The organism is Sphingomonas melonis (assembly GCF_013409985.1).
Taxonomy (GTDB): Bacteria; Pseudomonadota; Alphaproteobacteria; order Sphingomonadales; family Sphingomonadaceae; genus Sphingomonas; species Sphingomonas melonis_A.
In genome coordinates, this window is the sequence record NZ_JACCBY010000009.1 from 112,321 (window position 1) to 136,615 (window position 24,295).

The 24,295-nt window shown below is 68.9% G+C and carries 20 protein-coding genes; 9 read left to right on the forward strand and 11 right to left on the reverse strand.

What is annotated here, in order from left to right:
* Positions 1–219: 219 nt before the first annotated feature.
* Together HD841_RS19530 and HD841_RS19535 are read right to left on the reverse strand one after the other, a co-directional pair.
* Positions 220–1,401, reverse strand: coding sequence for an aspartyl protease family protein (locus HD841_RS19530; RefSeq protein ID WP_179510568.1), 1,182 nt, complete (start codon positions 1,399–1,401; stop codon positions 220–222).
* A gap of 181 nt (positions 1,402–1,582) precedes the next feature.
* Positions 1,583–3,124, reverse strand: coding sequence for a CpaF family protein (locus HD841_RS19535; protein WP_179510569.1), 1,542 nt, complete (start codon positions 3,122–3,124; stop codon positions 1,583–1,585).
* 135 nt (positions 3,125–3,259) lie between these two features.
* Between HD841_RS19535 and HD841_RS19540 the strand changes: the two genes are divergently transcribed.
* Together HD841_RS19540 and HD841_RS19545 are read left to right on the forward strand one after the other, a co-directional pair.
* Positions 3,260–4,756 carry a S1C family serine protease gene (locus tag HD841_RS19540; RefSeq protein ID WP_179510570.1) on the forward strand — a complete coding sequence of 499 codons (1,497 nt, stop codon included), beginning with the start codon at positions 3,260–3,262 and terminating at the stop codon, positions 4,754–4,756.
* Between the two features lie 52 nt (positions 4,757–4,808).
* Positions 4,809–6,347, forward strand: coding sequence for a tetratricopeptide repeat protein (locus tag HD841_RS19545; RefSeq protein ID WP_179510571.1), 1,539 nt, complete (start codon positions 4,809–4,811; stop codon positions 6,345–6,347).
* Between the two features lie 7 nt (positions 6,348–6,354).
* Here the strand turns inward: HD841_RS19545 and ada are convergent, their stop codons facing one another.
* Positions 6,355–7,380: a bifunctional DNA-binding transcriptional regulator/O6-methylguanine-DNA methyltransferase Ada gene (ada, locus tag HD841_RS19550; protein ID WP_179510572.1), complete on the reverse strand. Its 1,026-nt coding sequence runs from the start codon at positions 7,378–7,380 to the stop codon at positions 6,355–6,357.
* Positions 7,381–7,429: 49 nt separating this feature from the next.
* The gene (locus HD841_RS19555) at positions 7,430–8,365 is read right to left on the reverse strand and encodes a hypothetical protein (protein ID WP_179510573.1); all 936 of its coding nucleotides are present in this window, start codon (positions 8,363–8,365) and stop codon (positions 7,430–7,432) included.
* A gap of 410 nt (positions 8,366–8,775) precedes the next feature.
* On the opposite strand from HD841_RS19555, the gene HD841_RS19560 reads away from it, so the two are divergent.
* The 5 genes from HD841_RS19560 (at position 8,776) to HD841_RS19580 (ending at position 13,717) form a co-directional block, all read left to right on the forward strand.
* Positions 8,776–9,330, forward strand: a complete 555-nt coding sequence (locus HD841_RS19560; protein WP_179510574.1) for a F0F1 ATP synthase subunit delta — start codon at positions 8,776–8,778, stop codon at positions 9,328–9,330.
* Positions 9,331–9,334: 4 nt separating this feature from the next.
* Positions 9,335–10,864 carry a F0F1 ATP synthase subunit alpha gene (gene atpA / locus HD841_RS19565; RefSeq protein WP_179510575.1) on the forward strand — a complete coding sequence of 510 codons (1,530 nt, stop codon included), beginning with the start codon at positions 9,335–9,337 and terminating at the stop codon, positions 10,862–10,864.
* Between the two features lie 81 nt (positions 10,865–10,945).
* Positions 10,946–11,830: a F0F1 ATP synthase subunit gamma gene (locus HD841_RS19570; protein ID WP_179510576.1), complete on the forward strand. Its 885-nt coding sequence runs from the start codon at positions 10,946–10,948 to the stop codon at positions 11,828–11,830.
* A 25-nt stretch (positions 11,831–11,855) separates the two neighbouring features.
* Positions 11,856–13,337, forward strand: coding sequence for a F0F1 ATP synthase subunit beta (gene atpD / locus HD841_RS19575; protein WP_179510577.1), 1,482 nt, complete (start codon positions 11,856–11,858; stop codon positions 13,335–13,337).
* Positions 13,338–13,465: 128 nt separating this feature from the next.
* Positions 13,466–13,717, forward strand: coding sequence for an ATP synthase F1 subunit epsilon (locus HD841_RS19580; RefSeq protein ID WP_179510578.1), 252 nt, complete (start codon positions 13,466–13,468; stop codon positions 13,715–13,717).
* Positions 13,718–14,149: 432 nt separating this feature from the next.
* Here the strand turns inward: HD841_RS19580 and HD841_RS19585 are convergent, their stop codons facing one another.
* From HD841_RS19585 to HD841_RS19595, 3 genes are read right to left on the reverse strand one after another with little or no spacing between them, the layout of a single operon-like run.
* A complete protein-coding gene (locus tag HD841_RS19585) occupies positions 14,150–15,136 on the reverse strand; it encodes a N(4)-(beta-N-acetylglucosaminyl)-L-asparaginase (RefSeq protein WP_179510579.1) in 987 nt (328 codons plus the stop codon).
* 32 nt (positions 15,137–15,168) lie between these two features.
* Complete coding sequence (locus HD841_RS19590) at positions 15,169–17,340, reverse strand: primosomal protein N' (protein ID WP_179510580.1); 2,172 nt, start codon at positions 17,338–17,340, stop codon at positions 15,169–15,171.
* A 41-nt stretch (positions 17,341–17,381) separates the two neighbouring features.
* Entirely contained in the window at positions 17,382–18,839 is a 1,458-nt protein-coding gene (locus tag HD841_RS19595; RefSeq protein ID WP_179510581.1) for a diguanylate cyclase domain-containing protein, read from the reverse strand.
* An 89-nt stretch (positions 18,840–18,928) separates the two neighbouring features.
* On the opposite strand from HD841_RS19595, the gene HD841_RS19600 reads away from it, so the two are divergent.
* Positions 18,929–19,810, forward strand: coding sequence for a tyrosine recombinase XerC (locus tag HD841_RS19600; protein ID WP_373563079.1), 882 nt, complete (start codon positions 18,929–18,931; stop codon positions 19,808–19,810).
* A 161-nt stretch (positions 19,811–19,971) separates the two neighbouring features.
* Here HD841_RS19600 and HD841_RS19605 read toward each other — a convergent pair whose 3' ends face one another.
* From HD841_RS19605 to HD841_RS19615, 3 genes are all read right to left on the reverse strand, one after another.
* Positions 19,972–20,574, reverse strand: a complete 603-nt coding sequence (locus HD841_RS19605) for a DedA family protein (RefSeq protein ID WP_179510583.1) — start codon at positions 20,572–20,574, stop codon at positions 19,972–19,974.
* Between the two features lie 23 nt (positions 20,575–20,597).
* Positions 20,598–21,554 (reverse strand): glutathione synthase, encoded by a 957-nt coding sequence (gshB, locus tag HD841_RS19610; protein ID WP_179510584.1) that lies wholly within the window; start codon positions 21,552–21,554, stop codon positions 20,598–20,600.
* Between the two features lie 161 nt (positions 21,555–21,715).
* Complete coding sequence (locus tag HD841_RS19615) at positions 21,716–22,096, reverse strand: YraN family protein (protein WP_179510585.1); 381 nt, start codon at positions 22,094–22,096, stop codon at positions 21,716–21,718.
* Positions 22,097–22,297: 201 nt separating this feature from the next.
* Here HD841_RS19615 and HD841_RS19620 point away from each other — a divergent pair, with 201 nt between their 5' ends.
* Positions 22,298–23,221 (forward strand): hypothetical protein, encoded by a 924-nt coding sequence (locus tag HD841_RS19620; RefSeq protein WP_179510586.1) that lies wholly within the window; start codon positions 22,298–22,300, stop codon positions 23,219–23,221.
* 13 nt (positions 23,222–23,234) lie between these two features.
* Here the strand turns inward: HD841_RS19620 and HD841_RS20840 are convergent, their stop codons facing one another.
* Entirely contained in the window at positions 23,235–24,293 is a 1,059-nt protein-coding gene (locus HD841_RS20840; RefSeq protein WP_179510587.1) for a CAP domain-containing protein, read from the reverse strand.
* Positions 24,294–24,295: the final 2 nt, after the last annotated feature.

The following is a 24,295-nucleotide window of genomic DNA, read 5'->3' on the forward strand; positions in this document are numbered from 1 at the left end:
GGTTTGCAAGGCGCTTCGCGCCAGACGCGACATCTCTGCGCCCTCTGCGCCTCTGCGCGAACCAAATTCCTTCTCTCTTCGCGCCTTCGCGCCTTCGCGTGAATCAAACCTCTTCCTTACGACGGAAGACCTCGGTCTCTGCCCTGAACTCCCGCGCGCGCGGGAGCTCGGAACGGGGCAGGGACTTCCGCAGGGGGCTCGCAGCCCCGACCCTGCGCCTCAATAGAATTGCCGCAGGGTCAGCGTCCGCGCCGTCCCGTCGCACAGATCGAGCCGCACCGCCGTGCCCGGCGCGCCGATCGCCCATTTCGCCAGCGCGCTCGTCGGATAGTCGGCGGTGATCGGCTGGCCGTTGATCCGGCAGATCGTCTCGCCCGGCTTCCAGCCGGCCGCCGCCGCCGGCCCGCCGCGCATGACGTGCAGCACCTTGAGCCGGTCGCGCTCCAGCCCGACGAGGAGGCCGCTGGTCGAGCGCAGCGGCGGCGCGTCCGCATCGGACCCCGGCTTCAGGACCATCCGCCCCGCGCCGGGATCGAGCAGCACGCGATAGTTCTGCAACAGCCCCGATCCGATCCGCCCCGCGACACCGATCGTCTCGGAGAACCCGGCGGCGGGCTCGACCCGCGCCTCGACGTTGCGGATCGTTTGCTGGCCGAGCGACACCGCCGGCAGGATGGCGAGCGTGCTCACCGTCTCGCCGGCGAGGCCGAAGGAGATGGTCGTCGTCGTCGGCAGCCGCGCGATCCCGGCCGCCTTGGCGGAGGCGGCGGACAGCGTCAGCGCTGATCCGTCGCCGGTATCGACGATCATCGGCGACAGGCGCCGGCTGCCGATCGTCGCGCTGCTTTCGTAGACGCGGCGACCGGCAGAGATGGTCAGCGGCGCGATCGCCCCGACGAACGGCATCCGCCCCGACGGCAGCAGGCGGAAGCGGTGGTTTGCATAATCGATATCGAGCGCCTGCCCGCCGGTGACGTCGCGGCCGATCAGCATGTCGACCGCCTGCGCGCTGCCGGTGGCGAGCGCGGGCAGGTCGGCGACGGTGACGCCGCCGCCGCTGCGGGTGAGGCCGCCGATCGTCAGCCGCCGCGTCGCCAGCCAGCCGACGGCCACCGCGCCGTTGCCGCCGCCGCCGATCGCGGTCGCCTGACCGTTGGCGGTGACCCGCGCCGGATCGGCCGCGGCGGATTTGGCGGCGAGCACCGAATAGCTCACCCCGGTGTCGAGGATCGCGGTCACCGCCCGTCCGTCGAGTGTCAGCGTGAAGCGGATCTGGTTGCCCGGGGTCAGGTCGAACGGCACCCAGCGCGTCTCGCTGTCGGCGGCGAGCGTGACGGTGCCCTCGCGCCCCGCGGGCTGGGGCGAGGCGGCGAGCAACAACAGAGGCAGGAACAGGCGCATCGCCCGACCCTAACGACGGATCGCGGGCGCTGCCACAAGGGGTTGGGATGGTTGCCGAGGTTCGGGGCGTCGGTCCGGCCTACCCGTCACCCCCGACGTGTTCCGCGTCCACTCCGTGGCGAAGGGAAACGGTCGAGGGGGAGTGCGCGCCTGTGGTCCGGTGGACCTACCGCAGGCGATCCTACAGGCACGCCTCCAGATACGCCTGGTCGAACCCGAATTGCTTCGCCTTGTCGAGCGTATAGGGCCGCAGCCCCATCGAGCGGTACTCGCCGATGATCTTGCCGTCGGCGCTCTCGTCGAGGTATTCGAACTTGAACAATTCCTGCGTCACGATCACTGGCCCTTCCATGCCGATCACCTCGGTGACGTTGGTGACGCGGCGCGAGCCGTCGCGCAGGCGCTTCACCTGGATGATGAGCTCGACCGAGTCGGCGATCTGGCGGCTGATCGCCTCCTTGGGCACCTTGATGTCCGACATCATCACCATGTTCTCCATGCGGGCGAGCGCCTCGCGCGGGGAATTGGCGTGGAGCGTGCACATCGAGCCGTCGTGACCGGTGTTCATCGCCGCGAGCATGTCGAAACATTCGCTGCCGCGGATTTCGCCCAGGATGATGCGGTCGGGGCGCATACGCAGCGCGTTCTTGACGAGGTCGCGGATGCTCACCTCGCCTTGCCCTTCGAGATTGGCCGGTCGCGTCTCGAGCGGCAGCCAGTGCGGCTGTTGCAGGCGAAGCTCGGCGGCGTCCTCGATCGTCAGCACGCGCTCGCCCGGGTCGATCATCTTCGACAAAGCGTTGAGCATCGTCGTCTTGCCCGAGCCGGTGCCGCCCGAGATGACGACATTGAACCGGCTCGCGCCCGCGATCTTGAGCGCGGTCGCCATCTTCGGGCTCATGCTGCCGAAGCCGGCCATCATGTCGAGCGTGATCGGCTTGGCGGAGAATTTGCGGATCGAGATCGCGGTGCCGCGCAGCGACAGCGGCGGCACGATGACGTTGACGCGGCTGCCGTCCTTGAGGCGCGCGTCGGCGAGCGGCGTGGTCTGGTCGACGCGGCGGCCGACCGAATTGACGATCCGCTGCGCGATCTGGAACAGATGCTCCTCGTCGCGGAACTGGATCTGCGCCAACTCCAGCTTGCCTTTGCGCTCGACATAGGTCTGGTCAGGGCCGTTGACCATGATGTCGGTGATCGCCGGATCGGCGAGCAATTCCTCCAGCGGCCCCAATCCGAGCAACTCGTCGACCAGCACCTTTTCCAGCGCGAATTGTTCGCGCCGGTTGAGCGTCAGCTTCAGTTCGGCGAGCACCTCGCCGATGATCGGGCGGAATTCCTCGGCGAGCTCGTCCTTGCCGAGCGTCGCGGCGGCCTCTGGGTCGACGCGTTCGAGCAGGCGGGGAAGCACCTGCTCCTTGATCTTGTGGATCGACGCCTCGAAGCCCTCGCCGCGGCTGCTGCCGGCGTCGCCGCTGGCGTTCTGGCGATCGGTCAGCCGTTGCATCGCGTCGAGCGTGCCGGCCGGCAGGGTGCTCGCGAACGGGTCGTCGCCCGCCGCCGCGCCGGGCAGCGGCATCGTCTCGATCGGCGGGAACTGGCTGCCGGGAGCGGGCTCGTCGGCGCGCGGCACCGCGCCGCCTTGCATCGGGCGTGCCACGCCGAACGCCGGCCGCGCCGGCTGTCCGTTCCCCACTCCGCTGCGACGCCCGAACGCACTCATACACTCTTCCTCGAACTTCGGTGGTTAGCGGTAGGCCGCAGAGTTTGAGATTTTCCTAACCAAACCAAAGTGGTGCGTCTGGACCCCGATCGCTGCGCTTGACAGGGGCGCGCCGCTGCCGTTCGGAGGCGCGGCATGCGCCGGTTCCTGCTCCTCCTGCTCGCCCTGATCTGGGCCAGTCCCGCCGCCGCCGACGACATCGGCGCGACCGCGCGCGGCGTCGTGCGCGTCGTCACCATCGCCGTGGTCGATGGCCAGGTCGTCGGCTTCGGCCATGGCAGCGGCGTCGCGATCGCGCCCAACCGCATCGTCACCAACGCGCACGTCATGGAATTGGCCGAACGCTATCCCGACAATGTCGTGATCGGGGTCGTGCCGTCGGAGGGGGACAAGAGCTATCAGGGGCGCGTCATCGCCTATGATGCCAGGCGCGACCTGGCGCTGATCGAATTCGCCGGCGCCCGCCTGCCGCCCGCCGCGCTCTATACCGGGCCGGTGAGCGAGGGCGATCCGGTGGTCGCACTCGGCTATCCCGGCAACGTCGATCTCGCCACCGCGCAGTCCGCGGCGGACTATATCCGGCCGACCTCGCCGGTCCGGTCGGAGGGCGTCTTTTCCGGCCGGCGCAGCCTGACCGGGATCGAGGTGCTGCTCCACACCGCCAGCATCGCGCGCGGCAATTCGGGCGGGCCGCTGCTCGACCGCTGCGGCCGCGTGATCGGCATCAACTCGGCGATCACCCGCGGCGAGGAGGGCGACGGCTCGTTCGGCTTCGCCATCGCCGATACCGAGCTTTCGGCGTTCCTGCGCGACGCGAAACAGCCCTATGCCTCGGTCGGCACCGCCTGCACCTCGATCGAAGAGCGGTTGCGCGACGATACCGAGGCGGACGCCCATGCCCGCGCCGACGCGCTGACCAGCCAGCGCGACGCCGCCACCCGCGCCGCGATGAGCCGCGAGGAGGCGCTCGCCCGCGCCCGCCAGGCCGCGCAGACCCGGCGCGAGAACGTCATGGGCTTCGCCGGGCTGCTGCTGGTGCTCGGCGCGATGGGGGTCGGCGGCGCCGGGCTGTTCGCGCTGCAGCGCCAGCGCCGCCGCACGCGCTGGGCGGCCGGCCTGGGCGGGATCGTCATGGTCGGTGCGATCGTCGTGTTCCTGCTGCGCCCGGTCAGCGAACCGGCGCTGCCGCCGCCGCCCACGGTGGTCAGCCAGGTCGTGCCCAACGCGCCGCTCGGCAAGCTCACCTGCGTCTTCCAGCCCGAACGCAGCCGCGTCACCGTCTCGCCGACCACCGATGTCGCGTTGCATTGGGGACGCAGCGGCTGCGCGGACGGCGTCCAGTATCTCGCCACCGGCGACCGCTGGGAGCGGGTGGTGGTGCCCGAGACCGAGCAGACGGTGTCGGTCGTCGCCTTCGATCCGGTCACCCGCCGCTACACCGACACGCGCTACATGCTCGGCGCGCAGGCGATGGCGCAGCTGCGCAAGCAGCAGCAGGGGCAGGAGCGGGCGCCGCGCTGCACCGTCGATCCCGTCGCGATCGAGCGGCTCGCGCAGCAGCAATCGGCGATCCGCACCGCGCTGCCGCCGCTGCCCAACGAGAAGCTCGTCTATAGTTGTCGGACGGGCTGACAACCGCAGCGCAGCCGGTCTATTCTATAATCGTGCAAGGTGGGGGCATGATATGACGAAGATCGGCAGGTTGGGTGTGTGGCTGTTCGCCTTGTGCTGCGCGCAGCCGGCGGCGGCGGAATGGTTCGAGGCGACGTCCAAGCACTTCATCGTCTACGCCAACGGCACCGCCGACGCGGTGCAGAAGCGGGCGGAGCGGCTCGAACAGTTCGACAGTCTGGTGCGCTATTATAATTCGATCCCCTCGCGCGAAGGCGACGGATCGAACAAGGTGACCGTCTATGTCGTCGCCAATGACGCGGCGGTGCGCCGGCTGTTCGGCGCCGGCGGGGCGCATGTCGCCGGCTTCTACCAGGGGCGCGCGAGCGGCTCGGTCGCCTTCACCCCGGCGCAGGGCGGCGATCCCGCCGACCTCAACGCGCTCCAGCCGCAGATCGTGCTGTTCCACGAATATACGCATCACCTGATGCTCGGCAATTTCGACACCGCGCTGCCCGCCTGGTATGCGGAGGGCTATCCCGAATTCCTGTCGACCGCGCGGTTCGAGAAGGACTTCGTCTGGCTCGGCGCGCCCGCGCAGCACCGCGCCTACGACCTCCTGCTCGGCAGCGAGCTGACCGCGGAGCAGCTCTTCTCGCTCGACCAGACGAAGAAGATGCGCGATTCGCAGACCGCCGGCCTCTATGCGCGCGGCTGGCTGCTCACCCACTATCTGATGATCGACCCCAAGCGCGCCGCGCAGCTCAACGCCTATCTGGTCGCGATCAACGACGGCAAGCCGGGGGTCGAGGCGGCGCGCGCCGCGTTCGGCGATCTCAACGCACTCAACCGGGCGCTGTCGGCCTATCTCCACAAGTCGACGATGGCGGCATACAAGATCCCGCTCACCCGGCTGCCCAAGCCGGTGGTCACCCTGCGCCCGCTGTCGCCCGGCGAGCGCGAGATGATCACGCTGCGCATGCGCTCCGATCGCGGCGTCAACCACGAGACCGCGCAGCCGATCCTGGCCGAGGCGCTGCCGATCGCCGAACGCTACCCGAAGGACGCGATGGTACAGGGCTGGTTCGCCGAAATGGCGCTCGATGCCGGCCGCAACGATCTGGCCGACGTCGCCGCCGACCGTGCGCTGGCGATCGATGCCAAATCGTCGCAGGCTTTGGTCTACAAGGCGCAGGTGCATCTGCGCCGCGCCCGCGACGCGAAGGTGACCGATCCGCAGGTGTGGCGGGAGGCGCGCAGCTGGCTGCTGCGGGCCAACAAGCTCGACACCAACGACGCCTATGCGCTGATGCTGTTCTATTCGAGCTTCGGCATGGCGGGGACGCCGCCGACCGACAATGCCAAGGCGGCGCTGCGCCGCGCGCACGAACTGGTGCCGCAGGATCACGGCCTCGCCTTCGCCTATGCGACGCAGATGCTGCTCGACGACAAGCGCGACGAGGCGCAGGCGGCGCTGCGTCCGCTCGCCTATTCGGCGCACAGCAGTCCGGACAATGCCGCCGCCAGGCTGCTTGCCGCGCTCGCCGAGGGCAAGACCGGCAAGCAGGCGCTCGCCTCGCTCGGCGACGCCAAGATCGCGATCGAGGAATGACGCGCGCTCAGCCGCCCTCGCGGTCGAGCAGCGCGCGCTTGCGCGCGACGCCATAGGCATAGCCGCCGAGCCCGCCGTCGCTGCGGGTGACGCGGTGACAGGGAACGACGACCGCCAGCGGGTTGCTGCCGCAGGCAGTGCCCGCCGCGCGCACCGCGCCGGGCTGGCCGGCGGCGGCGGCAAGTTCGGCATAGCTGCGTGTCTCGCCCGGCGGGATCGTCTTGAGCGCCTGCCACACCGCCTCCTGGAAGGCGGTGCCGCGCACGTCGAGCGGCAGTGCGGTGTCGCGACCGGGGGCCTCGACGCGCGCCACCACCTCGGCGGCGAGCGCCGCCAGCGCCGCGTCACCCGGCGCGATCGTCGCCTGCGGGAAGCGCGCCGCCAGCGCCGCCGCATCCTCGTCGAACGCGACGCGGCACAGGCCCTTGTCGGTCGCCGCGACCAGCAGCGGGCCGAGCGTCGTCATCGCCTGCGTCCAGCGGATCGTCACGCCTGCGCCGCCGCGGGCCCAGGCGCTCGGCGCCATGCCGAGCCGCCGGGCGCCATCGGCATAGAAGCGGCTCGCTGCGCCATAGCCCGCATCGTAGATCGCATCGGTGACGCGCGCCTCGCGTTGCAGCGCATCCGCCGCCCGTCCGGCGCGCAGCGCCCGCGCATAGGCCGCCGGGCTGACCCCGGTGGCGCGGGTGAACAGGCGCTGGAAATGATGCGGCGCATAGCCGACCCGGGCGGCGAGCGCGGCCAGCCCGACCGGTGCATCCGCCGCCGTGATCAGCGCGATCGCCTCGGCGACGGCGCGGCTGTCGCGCGCGACATCGTCGGGCGTGCAGCGCAGGCAGGCGCGATAGCCCGCCGCGCGCGCTGTGGCGCCATCAGGCAGGAAGGTGACGTTCTCGCGCCGCGGATGCCGCGCCGGGCAGCTCGGCTTGCAATAGATGCCGGTGGTCCGCACCGCGACGACGAACGCGCCGTCGTGCGCGCGGTCGCGGGCGGCGAATGCGGCCCAGGCCGCGTCCTGATCGATGATCGTCATGTCATTGCGATAGCCGATCGTGCGTCGCGGCCCATCCCGCCGCTTGCGGTCAAATCCCGGTGCCGCGCACCGGCGGCAGCCGGCGCAGCGCGGCGACGTCCTGCGCGCCCGCGGCGAGGGCGCCGACCCGCTCTAGCCCCTTGCTGATGTCGCCGCCCGCACCCGGCAGCAGCAGCCGGGCCCGCGTATAGCGGTCCGCCGCCTCGCGATACCGCCCCGCCGCCTCCGCGCAGAGCGCCAGGTTGAACATCGTCGGGCCATGGTCGGGCGCCATCCGGTCGACCTCCGCGAAGGCGGCGCAGGCGGCGGCGGGATCGCTCTTGGTCAGGTGCACCGCCTCGCGGAACCGGTCGGCGGCGGCGTCGGGCAGGCCGTCGCGCTTCTCCTGCACGCGGACGGTATAGCGTTCGGCGTGCGGCGCGAGGTCGAGCCGCACCTCGGCGGCGACCGCTTCGATCATGCTGCTCACCGCCGCCGGCACGTTGCCGGGGACGCCGCCATCCTCGCACCAGTTGCTGCGGTCGTCGCGCGTCTTGGTCGCGGCATAGGGATCGCGGCCGCCGCCCGGCCGCGCCAGCCGCAACTCGGCGCGCAGCGCGATCGTCCGGCGCACGCAGGCGACGCTATAGGTCACGCGGCGCGTGCATTTGTTGTCCTTGCGCTCGGTGCAGCGCTCGCGCCCCTCGGTATAGCCGCTGTCGACGACCTGGACGTTGGTCCGCCCGGTCAGCAGCCCGTCGGGCCGCAGCGAGGGCGGGATCAGCCGGGCATGCGGCACCCCGTCGGCATCGAGCTTGGCGAGCCGCCGTTCGATCGCATCGGCGAGTTCCTCGCCATCGGGGCCGCCGAACGGCCCGACCGCGATCGTCGGCAGGACGCTCGCCGCCCGTGCGCCCGCCGCAAAGACGCCGTCGACATGGATCGTCTCGGCCGCCGCAGGCAGCGCGAGCACCGACCCAACCGCCACCGCCGCCCACCACCGCATCGTCGACTCCTTCATACCCCGTGACTATACCAGCGCCCCTGAACAGAGGCTGCGCACGCGCGGCGTTGGTGCCCACGGCGTGCAAGCTCCGTCCAATCGTCGCTCCTTCCGTCACGAAGTTCGAGCGCGCCACCACTCCGAGGTGGGGGAAAGCTAAACGGCGCGATAATTGCGGCAACCTGACGCGGCAGGGTGCCACCCGCCCCACACCTCCCGATCGCAGCGTCACCGCCATGTCGCCGACGGGCGACCAAGAGGGCATGGTCAAACCATCGGCCGACCAGCACTTTGCCGCCCCCTCTACTTGCGCTTGCCGGCCCCTCATGCTAGCCGCCCGCCACCCATAGCAGGCGTGCATTCGCGCGCCCTCTTCCCCATGGGCCAACATTCGGCACGAGGACTTCAGCTCCGTGGAGACATCCGGCGGTATTCAGGCAAGCTTAGGTGGGCGCTACGCGATCGCATTGTTCGATCTCGCGCGCGACGCCAAGACGATCGACACCGTCGAATCCAGCCTCGCCACGGTGCGCGACGCACTGGCCCAGAGCGACGACTTCCGCGCGCTCACCGTCAGCCCGCTGGTCGCCCGCGGCGCCGCGGTGAAGGCGGTGCTCGCCACCGCCGACAGCCTCGGCATCGACGCCACCACCAAGAATTTCCTCGGCGTCCTTGCCGAGAACCGCCGCCTCGGCCAGCTGCCCGCGATCATCCGCGCCTTCCGCCAGCTCGCCGCCCGCCATCGCGGCGAGATCGCGGCGGAGGTCACCAGCGCGCATCCGCTCGACGAGCAGCAGGTGATCGAACTGAAGCAGCAGCTGCGCCAACGCGTCGGCCGCGACGTTTCCGTCGACCTGTCGGTCGACCCCGAACTGCTCGGCGGCCTGGTCGTCCGCATCGGTTCACAGATGATCGATTCGTCGATCCGCACCCGTCTCAATACTCTCGCGCACGCGATGAAGGGCTAAGAACATGGATATCCGCGCCGCAGAAATCTCCAAGGTCATCAAGGACCAGATCAGCAACTTCGGCACCGAAGCGCAGGTCACCGAAACCGGTCAGGTGCTGTCGGTCGGCGACGGTATCGCGCGCATCTACGGTCTCGACAACGTCCAGGCCGGCGAGATGGTGGAATTCGCCAACGGCGTGCAGGGCATGGCGCTCAACCTCGAGGCCGATAACGTCGGCGTCGTGATCTTCGGGTCGGACTCGGAGATCCGCGAGGGCGATATCGTCAAGCGCACCGGCACGATCGTCGACGTGCCCGTCGGCAAGGGCCTGCTCGGCCGCGTCGTCGATGGCCTCGGCAACCCGATCGACGGCAAGGGCCCGATCGTCGCCGAGAAGCGCAGCCGCGTCGAGGTCAAGGCACCGGGCATCATCCCGCGCCAGTCGGTCAGCGAGCCGATGCAGTCGGGCCTCAAGGCGATCGACGCGCTCGTGCCGGTCGGCCGCGGCCAGCGCGAACTGATCATCGGCGATCGCCAGACCGGCAAGTCGGCGGTCGCGATCGACACCTTCATCAACCAGAAGACGATCAACCAGTCGGGCGACGAGTCGAAGAAGCTGTACTGCGTCTATGTCGCGGTCGGCCAGAAGCGCTCGACGGTGGCGCAGCTCGTCAAGACGCTCGAAGAGAATGGCGCGATGGATTATTCCATCGTCGTCGCCGCGACCGCGTCGGAGCCGGCGCCGCTCCAGTTCCTCGCGCCCTACACGGGCACCGCGATGGGCGAATATTTCCGCGACAACGGCATGCACGCGCTGATCGTGTTCGACGATCTGTCGAAGCAGGCGGTCGCCTATCGCCAGATGTCGCTGCTGCTGCGCCGTCCGCCGGGCCGCGAAGCCTATCCGGGCGACGTCTTCTATCTGCACAGCCGCCTGCTCGAGCGCGCCGCCAAGATGTCGGACGCCAACGGCGGCGGCTCGCTCACCGCGCTGCCGATCATCGAGACGCAGGCGGGCGACGTGTCGGCCTATATCCCGACCAACGTGATCTCGATCACCGATGGCCAGATCTTCCTCGAAACCGACCTGTTCTTCGCCGGCATCCGCCCGGCGATCAACGTCGGCCTGTCGGTCAGCCGCGTCGGCTCGGCCGCGCAGACCAAGGCGATGAAGAAGGTGTCGGGCTCGATCAAGCTCGAGCTGGCGCAGTATCGCGAGATGGCGGCGTTCGCGCAGTTCGGTTCGGACCTCGACGCCTCGACGCAGCGCCTGCTCAACCGCGGCGCGCGCCTCACCGAATTGCTCAAGCAGGCGCAGTTCTCGCCGATGCCGTTCGAGGAGCAGACCGCGTCGATCTTCGCCGGCACGCAGGGCTATCTCGACAAGGTCAAGGTCGAGGACGTCACCCGCTACGAGCAGGCGATGTTGCAGGACCTGCGCGCCAATCACGCCGGCGTCCTCACCAAGATTCGCGAGACGCGCGATCTCGGCGACGAGGCCAAGTCGGGGCTGAAGGCCGCGCTCGACCAGTTCGCGAAGACCTTCGCCTGATCTGGCGTCACCCCAGCGAACGCTGGGGTCTCGCAGTAACGGGGAGACCCCGGCTTTCGCCGGGGTGACGGTAGGAAAAATATGGCGTCGTTGAAGGCCCTCAAGATCCGGATCAACTCGGTCAAATCGACCCAGAAGATCACCAAGGCGATGAAGATGGTCGCCGCCGCCAAGCTGCGCCGGGCGCAGGAAGCGGCGCAGGCCGGCCGTCCCTATGCGGAGCGGCTGGAGGCGGTCGTCTCCAGCCTGTCGCGCCAGCTCGCCGGTGGCGCGAACGTTTCGCCGCTGCTGTCGGGCACCGGCAAGGACCAGGTGCATCTGCTGGTCGTCGCGACCTCGGAGCGCGGCCTGGCGGGTGCGTTCAACACCAACATCGTCCGCGCCGCCCGCCGCAAGGCGGAGGAGCTGGAGGCGCAGGGCAAGACCGTGCGCTTCTATCTCGCCGGCAAGAAGGGGCGGGTGCTCAAGCGCTTCTACCCGAATGCGATCCTCGCCGATCACGAGCTCGGCGGCCACAAGACGCTCGGTTTCCAGCAGGCGCGCGAAGTCGCCGACGATCTGCTCGCGCGCTATGCCGCGGGCGAGTTCGACGTCGCACATTTGTTCTACGCCAAGTTCGTCTCGGCGCTGGTGCAGCTTCCCGTCGGCCGCCAGATCATCCCGGTCGCGGTCGATGATACCAAGGCGGACGTGCCGGTCACCTCGGCGGGCGCCGTGGTCGAATACGAGCCCGACGAGGAGCAGATCCTCGCCGACCTGCTGCCGCGCAACGTCGCGGTCCAGGTGTTCCGCGCGATGCTCGAAAACGCCGCATCCGAGCAGGGCAGCCGCATGAATGCGATGGACAATGCTACCCGCAACGCGGGCGACATGATCAATCGCCTGTCGATCCAGTATAACCGCACGCGTCAGGCCGCGATCACGACCGAGCTGGTCGAGATCATCTCCGGCGCCGAAGCGCTCTAACGAATCCGAAGCAGGAAGAACCGCCATGGCAACCGCCGCAGACGACATCCGCCCGACCCAGTCGACGGGCAGCAGCAACACCACCGGCACGATCGCCCAGGTCATCGGCGCCGTCGTCGACGTCCACTTCCCGGACAATCTGCCGGCGATCCTCTCGGCGCTCGAGACCGACAACAACGGCAACAAGCTGGTGCTCGAAGTCGCGCAGCATCTCGGTGAGAACACCGTCCGCACGATCGCGATGGACGCGACCGAGGGCCTGACCCGCGGCCAGACCGTCCGCGACACCGGCGCGCAGATCAGCGTGCCCGTCGGCCCGGCGACGCTCGGCCGCATCATGAACGTCATCGGCGAGCCGATCGACGAGCGCGGTCCGGTGCAGACCGACCTGCGCGCGCCGATCCATGCCGAGGCGCCGCTGTTCGTCGACCAGTCGACCGAGAACGCGATCCTCGTCACCGGCATCAAGGTCATCGACCTGCTCGCGCCTTATGCCAAGGGCGGCAAGATCGGCTTGTTCGGCGGCGCCGGCGTCGGCAAGACCGTGCTGATCCAGGAGCTGATCAACAACATCGCCAAGGGCCATGGCGGTACCTCGGTGTTCGCCGGCGTCGGCGAGCGCACCCGCGAGGGCAACGACCTCTATCACGAATTCCTCGACGCGGGCGTCATCGCCAAGGATGCCGAGGGCAATCCGATCAGCGAAGGCTCGAAGGTCGCGCTGGTGTTCGGCCAGATGAACGAGCCGCCGGGCGCCCGCGCCCGCGTCGCGCTGTCGGGCCTGACCATCGCGGAATATTTCCGCGACCAGGAAGGGCAGGACGTGCTGTTCTTCGTCGACAACATCTTCCGTTTCACCCAGGCGGGCGCGGAAGTGTCGGCGCTGCTCGGCCGCATCCCGTCGGCGGTGGGCTATCAGCCGACGCTGTCGACCGACATGGGCGCGTTGCAGGAGCGCATCACCTCGACCAACAAGGGCTCGATCACCTCGGTGCAGGCCGTCTACGTTCCCGCGGACGATCTTACCGACCCGGCGCCAGCGACCTCGTTCGCCCACCTCGACGCGACGACCGTGCTCAACCGCGCGATTTCGGAGCTCGGCATCTATCCGGCGGTCGATCCGCTCGATTCGACCAGCCGCGTGCTCGAACCGCGCGTCGTCGGCCAGGAGCATTACGACACCGCCCGCGCGGTGCAGTCGCTGCTCCAGCGCTATAAGTCGTTGCAGGACATCATCGCCATCCTCGGCATGGACGAGCTGTCGGAAGAGGATAAGCTGACGGTGACGCGCGCGCGCAAGATCCAGAAGTTCCTCAGCCAGCCGTTCCACGTCGCCGAGGTGTTCACCGGCATCCCCGGCAAGTTCGTGCAGATCGAGGACACCGTCCGCTCGTTCAAGGCGGTGGTCGACGGCGAATACGATCACCTGCCCGAGGCGGCCTTCTACATGGTCGGCGGCATCGACGAAGTCGTCGCCAAGGCCGAGAAGCTCGCGCAGGACGCGTAACCCTATCAAGGCCCCTCCCCTTCAGGGGAGGGGTTGGGGTGGGGCCTGTCCGCGGACGTGAGTCTCGGTGAGACATCCCCCACCCCCAAACCCCTCCCCTGAAGGGGAGGGGCTTAGGAACACAAGACATGCTCCACTTCGAACTCGTCACGCCCGAAAAGCTGGTCCGCTCCGAGGACGTCTATATGGTGGTGGTGCCCGGCACCGAGGGTGACTTCGGCGTGCTCGAAGGCCATGCGCCGCTTATGTCGACCGTCCGCGACGGCGCGCTGTCGGTCTACCGTACCGAGGGTGCCCAGCCCGAGACGATCGCGATCCAGGGCGGCTTCGCCGAGGTCAACGCCAAGGGCCTCACCGTGCTGGCCGAAAAGGCCGCCTGAAGCTCAATCGGCCGGTAATTTGTTGGCCGGTAAGGCGATTTTTGGCGCGCTGTCCTGAACTGCGCGCCGCCGCTAAACGATGAGCCGTACACCCGGCTCTTTTGCATCAGTGCAGAAACGGAAACGATCGGGGGAGACCGTTTCGATTAAGGTGTCCATGCCAACCTCGTCACCCCGGACGTGTTCCGGGGTCCACTCTGCGGCGAGGAGAAAGGCTTGAGGCGGCACCCTTCTCTTGCGGTCCGGTGGACCCCGGAACACGTCCGGGGTGACGCATTTGACTGGGAGACGGATCAAGCCTTCATCAGCGCGGCCGTATGCTGCCGCCCCGGCAGGGAGAGGCATTGCACACAACCCTGATGCCGCCCCGTCCGGCCCCCTGTTTCCGCGACCGCCGGAAGCCGGGGCGGGGGCATCCCCCCGCCCGACCCCTTATGCCTTGAACAAGGACGGCCCCTTCTTGACTACCGTCACGCCCGCCGCGTCGGTCACCGCATAGGTGAACCCCGGCAACAGGCAGAAGGCACCGACCTCGCCCTGCGGCGACAGCGCGAGGAAGCCGACCTGCGTTCCCTTGATCGCATCGCCGCGCAGCGTGGCGATATGGCGCACCACCTCCTCGCACGCCGCCTGCGGCGACAGGCCGGCGCGCATCGACGCGACGACGCGCGCGCTGCCCGACACGCGCGTCACCTCCTCGCCCAGGCCGGTGGAGGTCGCGGCGCCGACGCCCGCCTCGACATAGAGGCCCGCGCCGACCTGCGGCGAATCGCCGACCCGCCCGCGCATCTTGAACGCCATGCCGGATGTCGTGCATGCCCCGGCCATCCGCCCGTCCGCGGATCGCGCGAGCAGGCCGATCGTGTCGTGGTCGAGCGCGCCGCCGCGCGGACGGCGGTTCTCGATATTGGCCACCGGCTTGTATTGCGAGGTCTTGAGCCATTCGCGCCACGCCTGCTCCGCCTCCGGGGTGAGCAAATTGACCTTCGGAAAGCCCTGGTCGCGGGCGAAGCGCGTCGCGCCCTCGCCGACGATGAAGGTGTGCGGCGTCTTCTCCATCACCCGCCGCGCGACGGAGATGGCGTGTACCGTATCCTCCAGCGCCGCCACCGCGCCGACGCCGCCGCGGTCGTCCATGATGACCGCGTCGAGCGTCACCCGGCCGTCACGATCGGGATAGCCGCTATAGCCGACCGAATGGTTGTTGGGATCCGCCTCGGGCACCATGCCGCCGGCCTCGACCGCGTCGATCAGCGTGCCGCCGGCCGTCAGCCGCGCGAAGGCGGCGTCATTGGCCGCCGCGCCGAAATCCCAGGTCGAGACGATCATCGCACCCGCGCCGGGCTGCGCCGCCCCGGCCAGCGAGGCCATGCCGGCGGTTGCCGCCGCTCCACCCAGAAAGCCGCGCCGTGTCGTCATCTGCACATCCCCGTTGGACCTGGATTGGTCTGCTAGAGGAAGTTATACGGATCGACGTCCACCGTCACGCGCGCTTTGGCCGGCCAGTCGAGCGCGCCGAGCCAGTCGCGGATCACGTCCTGCACGTCGAGTGCGCGGCGGGCATGGACGAGCAGGCGATAGCGATGCCGCCCGCGCAGCATCGCCAGCGGGGCGGGGGCGGGGCCGTAGACCGCCATCCCCTCGACCTGCGGCGCCGATCGCGCCACCAGCCGCGCGACCTCGTTGGCGCACGCCTGTTCCTCCGACGAGACGACGATCGCGGCATAGCGGCCGAACGGCGGCGCACCGGCGTCGCGCCGCGCCTCGGTCTCGGCTTCGTAGAAGGCCTCGGCATCGCCGGTGACCAGCGCCTGCATCACCTGCGCCTTGGGACTGTGCGTCTGGATGAAGACATGGCCGGGCTTGGCACCGCGCCCGGCGCGCCCCGACACCTGCCGGATCTGCTGGAAGGTGCGCTCGGCGGCGCGCAGGTCGCCGCCCTCCAGCCCGAGGTCGGCGTCAACCACACCCACCAGCGTCAGGTTGGGGAAGTGATATCCCTTGGTGACCAATTGCGTGCCGACGACGATGTCGATGTCGCCCGCCTCCATCCGCCCGACGAACTCCGCCGCCTTGGCCGGCGACCAGATCGTGTCGGAGGTGACGACCGCGGTCTTCGCCTCGGGGAACAGCGCGGTGACCTCGTCGGCGATCCGCTCGACACCGGGCCCGCAGGCGACGAGGCTGTCCTCCTCCTTGCATTCGGGGCAGGCGCGCGGCGTCGGCATGACATGGCCGCAATGATGACAGGCCAGTCGCCGTGTCAGCCGGTGCTCGACCATCCAGGCGGTGCAATTGGGGCATTGAAAGCGATGCCCGCAGGTCCGGCACAGCGTCAGCGGCGCATAGCCGCGGCGGTTGAGGAACAGCAGCGACTGTTCCCCCTTGGCGAGCGTCTCCTCCAGCGCGGTGACGAGCTTGGGGGCGAGCCAGCGGCCGCGTTCGGGGGGCTGCTGGATCAGGTCGATCGCCTCGATCGTCGGCATCTCCGCGGCGCCGTAGCGGCCGGGCAGCTTGAGTTCGGCATAGCGGCCGACGGCGACCTGCTGGCGCGTCTCGATCGCCGGGGTGGCGCTGGCGAGGATCACCGGGCAGCCTTCGAACTTGCCGCGCATCACCGCGACGTCGCGGGCGTGATAATGGACGCCCTCTTCCTGCTTGAAGCTGGTCTCGTGCGCCTCGTCGACGACGATCAGGCCGAGGTTGCGATAGGGCAGGAACAGCGCCGAGCGCGCGCCGACGGTCACCAGCGCCTCGCCGGTCGCGATGGCGCGCCAGGCGCGGCGACGCTGGGTCGAGCGCAGTCCCGAATGCCATGCGACCGGCTCGCAGCCGAAGCGATCATGGAAGCGCTTGAGGAACGGCTCGGTCAGCGCGATCTCGGGGAGCAGGACGAGGCATTGCCGGCCCTGCCGGATCGCCTCGGCGACCGCCTCGAAATAGACCTCGGTCTTGCCCGAGCCGGTGACGCCGTCGAGCAGCGTCGGGCGGAATTCGTGCGCCGCGACCCCCTCGACCAGCGTCGCCGCCGCCGCCTGCTGTTCGCCGGCGAGCTGCGGCGGGCCGAAGGCGGGATCGGGGTGCGGATAGGGGCTGTCGATCGCGACCTCGACCGCCTCGATTGCGCCGACCTTGACGAGGCCGCGGATCACGGCGTCGGACACGTCGGCCATCGTCGCCAGTTCGCGGATCAGCCCTTGGCGATCGCCGATCCGCTCCAGCGCCTGTTCGCGCTGCGGGGTGAGCCGCGGCGGCACGTGGCCGGTGACGCGATACTCGGTCGCGGTGCGCTTGCCCTCGAGCGCCGAGGTCGAGGCGAGCGCCATCCGCACCACCGAGGCGGGCGGGGCGAGATAATAATCCGCGGTCCATTCGACCAGCCGGCGCAGCGGCGCGGCGAGCGGCGGCACCTCGACCACGCCGAGCAGCGGGCGCAACCGGTTGTCGCCGACCTCGGCATCGGAGGGCAGCCGCTCGGGCTCCCAGACGACGCCGAGCAGCTGGCGCGGCCCGAGCGGGGCGATGACGACCGAACCCGGCTCGACCGCCATGCCCGTCGGCACGCGATAATCGAGCGGGCCGAGCGCGGAGTTGAGGACGAGGACGCGGGCACGCGAAGACATGACCGGCCCCATATGGGGGCTCGGCGACTCGTCGGAAAGCGCTAAGCGGCCTTGCGCACGGTTGCGGCGCGCCGCTGGCCGACGCGGGCGCGCTTGGCGGCGTAGAGCACCACGTCGGCGCGACGGGCGAAGTCGCGCAGCGAGTGGCAATCCGCGTCGAACAGCGCGAGCCCCACCGAACCGGCGCTGGTCATGGTGATGCCGCCGCTCTCGACCGGAATCTGCAACGCCGCCTCGAGCCGGTCGCGCAGCCGCTCCGGATCGGCGATCATCGCCGGGTCGGTGATCACCACCGCGAATTCGTCGCCGCCGATCCGCGCGGTGAAGCAGGTCCGCAGCCACGGCTCGGTCAGCGCCACCCCGGTCAGCCGCAACACGTCGTCGCCGACGCCATGGCCGAGCGAATCGTTGATGTCCTTGAACCCGTCGAGATCGATCAGCGCCAGCATCAGCGGCGACCCGTCGACCCGCGCCCGCCGCATCGCTTGATCGAGTTCGCGGTCGAAGGCGGCGCGATTGGGAATGCCGGTCAGCGAATCGGTGTCGGCGGAATGGCGCAGCCGCGTTTCCAGCTCGTGCCGCTCGGTGATATCCTGGAACACCCCGACCAGCGCCTGCACGACGCCGTCGCGCGTCTCGACCTCGGCCGTGGCGCGTACGCGGCGGCGCTGGCCCTCGGCGGTGATCAGGTCGGTGTCGAACTCGAAGGGCTCGCCGGTTTCCAGCGTCCGGGTGATCGTCGCGCTGACCATCTTGCGGGCATGTGGCGGGTAGAAATCGAGCGCTTCGGCAAGCGGGGGTTCGGTGCCGACCGGCAGGCCGTGGATGCGGAAGACGTTCTCCGACCATTCGAGCGCCGCATCGGCCACCGACATGCGCCACGATCCGATCATCGCGATCCGCTCCGCCTGGCGGAAGATGCGGTCCTTGCGCGCCAGCCGCCGCAGCAGCTCCTCGCCGGTCGTGGCGATCCGGACGGCTTCGTTCGCGGTGCGGCGGGCGGCGATCAGCGCCTCAGCGAGGCTGGCGAGGTGCTGCAAGGCGGCCTGGCCCGCCGCGTTGAGCGAGCGCGGGCTGGTGTCGAGGACGCAGAGCGTGCCGATCGGCTGACGGACGCCGGCACCGTCGGCGACGTGGATCGCGGTGCCTGCATAGAAGCGCATGCCGGCGTCTGTGACGAGCGGGAAGGGGGCGAAGCGGGCGTCCTCGCTGAGGTCGTCGACGATCAGCGGCTGGGCCTGACGGATGGTACGGTCGCAGAAAGCGACATTGCGGTCGAGTTCGCGCTCGCCGGGCACCGTGCTCGCCTTGATCCACAGCCGCTTTTGGTCGATCAGCGTGATCAGGGCGATGGGGCAGCCGAGCAGCTCCGCCGCCAGCGCGACGAGTGCGTCGAACTCCTTTTCGGGTTCGGTGTCGAGCAGCGCCAGCGCATGAAGCGCGGCAAGCCGGCCGGATTCGTCATAGGGCGGGTGGGATGACGAGGGATGATCACTCATGGCCGCTATGGTGTTGTCCTGAAACAGTTAAAATGTTGTTCCTTAACCCGTGACGGTGCGCCGGCGGTGCCGCGGTGAGTGATACGGACGTGCCGGCATCGGTCCGCTGGGCGGCGCATCTGTCGCGCGACCGGCGACGGTCGGCGCACACCGTGCGCGCCTATCAGGCGACTGCCGAACGGCTCACCGCCTTCCTCCAGCGGCATTGGGGCGAGCGCGTCGATGCGGCGGCGCTGGCGCGGGTCACGGCGGCGGACCTGCGCGCCTTCCTCGCCGCGCGCCGGGCGGAGGGGCTCGGCAATGCCTCCGCCGCGCGCGAGCTGTCCGCGGTGCGCGGCTTCCTCGCCTTCGCGGTGCCGGGCGGCGATCTGCCGCGGTTGCGCGGCCCACGGGTGAAGGCAGGAGTGCCGCGGCCGGTCTCGCCCGATGAGGCGCTGGCGCTCGCCGGCGCGGTGGCGGACGAGGCGTCGGAGCCGTGGATCGGCGCACGCGACTGGGCGGTGTTGCTGCTGCTCTACGGCGCCGGGCTGCGCATCGGCGAGGCGATCGCGCTGCCGGCGGGCGTGCTGCCGCTCGGCGAGACGCTGGCGGTCACCGGCAAGCGCGACAAGACCCGCATGGTCCCGCTGCTGCCGCAGGTGCGCGACGCGATCGACGCCTATGCGGCGCAGCAGCCGTGGGAGCTCGCGCCGGACGCGCCGCTGTTCCGCGGTGCCAAGGGCGGGCCGCTATCGCCGGGGGTGGTGCGCAAGGCGGTGCAACGGGCGCGGGGGACGCTCGGGCTGGGCGACCGGACGACGCCGCATGCGCTGCGCCACAGTTTCGCGACGCATCTCCTCGGCCGCGGCGCCGACCTGCGCGCGCTGCAGGAGCTGCTCGGTCATGCCAGCCTGAGTTCGACTCAGGTCTATACCGCGGTGGATGCGGCGCATCTGCTCGACGTCTACCGCAACGCGCATCCGCATGGCTGAGGCCCTGATTGCGTTCGAAGGCCACAGAAAGCGACGGCGGCGAGCGGTAGGGCGGCCGCAGGGCATCCACTCTGCGCCGGGTGGCCCGAACCGCCGCTATCTCTCATGGCCCGGTAAACCCAGCCACCTGCGCTGCCTCTGCGTCCATTGCACCGCCGCTTCTACCGCTCGCGCGGCTTCCATGTCGCGACGCGCCAGATATAGGCGATCACGATCGCCACCATGGTCACCACCGCCAGCGGCCCGACATAGCGGTCTAGCTCGGTAAAGCGCGAACCGAGATACAGGCCCGCGCCCGCCAAGATGCTGTTCCAGATCAGGCTGCCGGCGAAGGTCCAGACGAGGAAGCGCCACACCGGCATGCAGGTGATCCCCGCCGGCAGCGATATGATCGTGCGGAAGGTCGGCATGAAGCGGAACACGAACACCACCCAGCCGCCGTGATGGACGAAGAAGCGGTGAAGCTTCTCGACATCCTCCCATTCCATCGTCAGCCAGCGCCCGTGCCGCTCGACGAACGGGCGGAAGCGCGCATAGCCGATGTGGCGGCCGACGTGATACCAGACGTAATTGCCCGCGGTCGTCCCCGCCGTGCCCCAGAGCACCAGCGGCACCATCGCCATGTCGCCGCGCGCGACCGCCATGCCGCCGAGGCCCATGATCACCTCCGACGGGATGGGCGGGATGATATTCTCCAACGCCATCAGCAGGAAGATGCCGAGATAGCCGCCCCAGGCGATGCCGTTGAGGATGAGTTCGGTCATGCCGGGAGGTAACGGCGCGGGGGTCAGCCGCGTTCCGTCACCCGCGTTTCGATCGCGTCCCAGATGAGGCCGGCGACATCGGTGCCGTCGAACCGCTCGATCGCGACGATGCCGGTCGGCGAGGTGACGTTGATCTCGGTGAGCCATTCGCCGCCGATCACGTCGATGCCGACGAAGATCAGGCCGCGACGCTTGAGTTCGGGGCCGAGCGCGTCGCAGATGTCCCGCTCGCGGTCGGTCAGTTCGGTCTTCACCGCCGATCCGCCGACGGCGAGGTTGGAGCGGATCTCACCCTCGCCAGGCAGGCGGTTGATCGCCCCCGCCACCACGCCGTCGACCAGGACGATACGCTTGTCACCCTTCGCCACCGCGGGCAGGAAGGCCTGGATCATATGCGGCTCGCGCCAGGTCTGGTTGAAGACCTCGATCAGCGCGGACAGGTTGGCGCCATCGCTGCCCACCTTGAAGATCGCCTTGCCGCCATTGCCGTGGAGCGGCTTGACCACGATCTCGCCATGCTCCGCCAGGAAGGCGCGCGCCTCGTCGAGGCTGCGCGTGATGAGCGTCGGCGGCATGAAGCGCGCATAATCGAGTACGAACACCTTCTCGGGCGCGTTGCGCACGCTGACCGGATCGTTGACCACCAGCGTGCGGTCGGCGATCCGCTCGAGCAGATGCGTCGCGGTGATATAGCCCAGGTCGAACGGCGGGTCCTGCCGCATCAGCACGACGTCGGCCTGTTCGCCCAAATCGAGGCTGACCGGCGCGTCGAAGCGGAAATGATCGCCCTCGACCCGCTGCACGGTGACCGGATGCGCCTTCGCCCAGACGCGACCGTCGCTGTAATTGAGATCCTCGGCGGCATAGTGGAACAGGCGATGGCCGCGCTTCTGACCGGCGAGCATCAGCGCGAAGGTCGAATCGCCCGCGATGTTGATGCTGTCGAGCGGGTCCATCTGGACGGCGACGGTGAGGGACATCGGGACACTCGCGGGCTGTTGGTCGGGGCTGGGGACTTAGGGTGGCGGCTGGCGAATGTCACCTCGTGCCGGGTCAATGGCGCGCGCGACGGGGTCGGAAGGAGGCGATGCGCATGACGGGCGGGGGCACCGCTTGAGGGCGATGTCGCTACGCCGGACAGTCACCCCCCGATCCACGCATTCTCGATATGGCGCGGTCGGGTGCCGGGGGCGAGCAGAATGACATCGATGCGGATGTCGTCACCCGCACCCGCATAGCGCGGCATCAGGATCTCGGCGGCGGCAGCGACGCGGGCGAGGCGGCGTTCGTCGATGGCGAAGTCGAGTTCCGCAGCGGTGCGCCGAGTCTTCACCTCGACGAATGCGATGAGGCTTCCCTTGCGGGCGATCAGGTCGACCTCGCCCGCCGGCGTGCGGACGCGATGATCGAGCACCGTCCAGCCCTTGAGCCGCAGCCACCAGCCGGCCAGCCGTTCGCCACGACGCCCGGCGGCCTCCGCGGTGCGGCGTTCGGTGGTGGAGGGGCGGCTTGGGGGACGCATGGGGACATGCTGTCGTACCCGTCGGCGTCGTGCAACCACTCAGTCCCGGAATTTGGCACCACGCAAGTCTGATTTCCACCGCGATCGCGAGGTTTGGCGTAGAGCGTCTATAAGAATTCGACAACTCCGTCGCGCCGCACGCGCAAGGCGCAACATCTAAGGTTCGAGATTATGGTGCTTGCCAGAGAATTCGAGAGTATCTTGATCGCGGAACTCACCAAAAAAGCCGGACGGCGGTTGAGTTCCCACGAAATCCAAAGCATCAGCCTTGCGATATTCAGCGAACGCTGTGCCGAGGGGGCGGAGCGCGCGCTGGGACAGGCGCTTCTGCGCATAGCTCTGCAAGCCAATCCTTACGTCGCTAACCTGCAAGTCATACTCGATGCTTATCGCGAGGTGACGCAGCAGCGGGTCGTCAGTGAGATGCCAGCGCTGGCCGATTGGCTATCGAAATGCGAAGCACTGTCCGTTCCTTTGCCGATCCTGATCTCGTGCGATAAGTATTTGGAAAAGACAAAGCTATTCGCACGTGATCTCGCCGATCATTACTTCGGCATCAAGCCGATCATTATCGTTGGTGGTGGGGATTTGTCGTTCGAAAACGGTAGCGAACTGGTGCTGCGTCTTCCGGTCGATGACGTATACGAAGCGCTGCCGTTGAAGATGTTCGAAACGTGGACGTTGTTCGAGGCGCTCGGCGCGCAGCACGGTGTGCTCAAGATCGATGATGATATGAAGATTATTAGGCATTCATCTCTACGTGTCGAAGACGTCCGCGCCACCTTCGCCGATGTCGATTACATGGGGATGGCAATCCCTTGCTTCATCTACGACCGGGCTTGGCATTATGGTAAGTGCGCAACATCGGTGCCGCCCCTATATGGCAAACCCTTCGTCGCGCCATTCGCGCGCGGAGCGCTCTACTTCCTGTCAAAGTCTGCTCTGCGCAAGCTGGTGAAGCAGTACCTCCGTTTTCCCGGCTGTCTCGCGGGTGAGCTGTTCGAGGACAAGGCCCTTGGCGACGTGCTGCATTCGCTTAAGGTTACTCTGGTGGACAATCCATTAGAGCATATTCTTCAGATCAATACCGATCATGAAGAGCGTTTGTTAGAGGCCGCCGAATAAGTGGGAGCGGTTCCTAGCTGACGATCCGGAACGTATAGCTATACTCCGCTTGCGGTGCGCCGGTGATGCCGGCGATCCTCACGGTATAGGGCACGCCCGCCTGCAAGCCGGCGACGCGCCATTGCAGGTTGTTCGCGACGCCATAGCCTTCGTTGTCGCTGGTCACGTCGGAAACCGCCAGCGTGCCGCCGGGGCCGGTTACGGAGATCGTCGCGCGATCGTAGCGGACGTTGGCGTTTGCGCCGTAAGGGCTCGCCGTCCCCGCGACCACGGTGAAGGACAGGTAGCTCGACAGCGTGAAATAGCGCGCCGGATAGTCGCCCTGCGGATAGGCGACATAAGGGGGCAGGCCGGCCGGCACGGCGACGCCGCCGGCGAAGTTGAAGACGCGCATCGAGGCGGCGCTGGCGCGGCTGCCGTCGGGCAGGAGGAGCGCGACGCGGCCGTAGGACGTCTTGCCGAGGAACGGGTTGAGGATCCAGCGGCGGTGGCCGATCGCCGGGCTGCCGCCTTCGGTGAGCCACAGGCCGAGGTACCGGTCCTCGCTGTCGGTGCCGAGCCCGGTGCCCCAGCCGCCGACGAGGTTGCTGGAACCCGCCGCCGCCGCGCCCGTTGTCGTATAGCATCCCCAACTCGTTGGCGGGGTGTGGCTGAGCTGTTTGTTGACCGCCATCATCAACGAGGAATCGGCCTCCTGCGCGTCCTCGGCCTCCGAATAGGTGACGGCGGGCAGTTGATGGAGCGCGCGGATCGCGTTGAGCCTTGCGAGGAAGTCGGCCTTGACGCTCGCCTTGAGCGTCCCGGCGCGGCAGGTCGCCGCGTCGGGCGGCACGTCATAGAGCGCCGCGGCCGCGCCGGCCCATGTCGTGGGCGCGGGCGTCGGCGTCGGCGTCGGGCTCGCGGCCGGCAGCGTCGCGGTCGGACTGGGGGTGGGCGCCGGGGCCGGTGTCGGCGTGGGGACGCTGACCACCGGTATCCCGCTCGCGCCGCCGCCGCCGCCATCGCCGCTGCCGCCACAACCCGCCAGGGCGATCAGGAGCGTCGAGGTGACGCCGGTCTTCCACATCTGCATGC